Source organism: Pseudomonas lactucae (assembly GCF_016937615.1).
GTDB lineage: Bacteria > Pseudomonadota > Gammaproteobacteria > Pseudomonadales > Pseudomonadaceae > Aquipseudomonas > Aquipseudomonas lactucae.
Map to the genome: position 1 here is coordinate 1 of NZ_JAFHKI010000261.1, position 536 is coordinate 536.

A 536-nucleotide genomic window follows, 5' to 3' on the forward strand; every position below is an offset into this window, starting at 1 on the left:
TCCACACCACTTTGCCGGTGTCTTTGTTCAGGGCCACCAGCTTGGCGTCGAGGGTGCCGAAGAACACCAGGTCGCCATACAGCGCCACGCCCCGATTGATCACGTCACAGCACGGACGGATGTCATCGGGCAGGCGCGCGTCGTATTGCCAGAGCTTCTTGCCGGTGCGCGCGTCCACTGCAAACACCCGCGAGTAGGAACCGGTGAGGTACATCACCCCGTCCTTGACCATCGGCTGCGCCTGCTGCCCACGCTGTTTCTCGCCGCCAAACGAAAACGCCCAGACCGGGCGCAGGTCCTTGACGTTGTCGACGTTCAGGCTGTCGAGCGGGCTGTAGCGCTGGCCCTGCACGCCCAGGCCGTTGGTGACGATCTGCCCGGGGTTTTTCGGGTCCTGGAGGATGTCCTCATCGGTGACCGAGGCCATGGCCTGGCCGGATAACAGGATGGCACCGAGCAACACACTCAAGGCGAAGGGTTGGCGACGTGCGGGTTGGGTCATGACGGCTACCTCTGCGGTTTTTTGTTATACCCGG

Annotated in this window: 1 protein-coding gene; it reads right to left on the bottom strand. The window is 63.1% G+C overall.

From position 1 onward, the window contains the following. On the bottom strand, positions 1 to 502 hold a 502-nt coding region (locus JWR98_RS29150), incomplete at its 3' end, for an outer membrane protein assembly factor BamB family protein (protein WP_205491895.1). Positions 503 to 536: the final 34 nt, after the last annotated feature.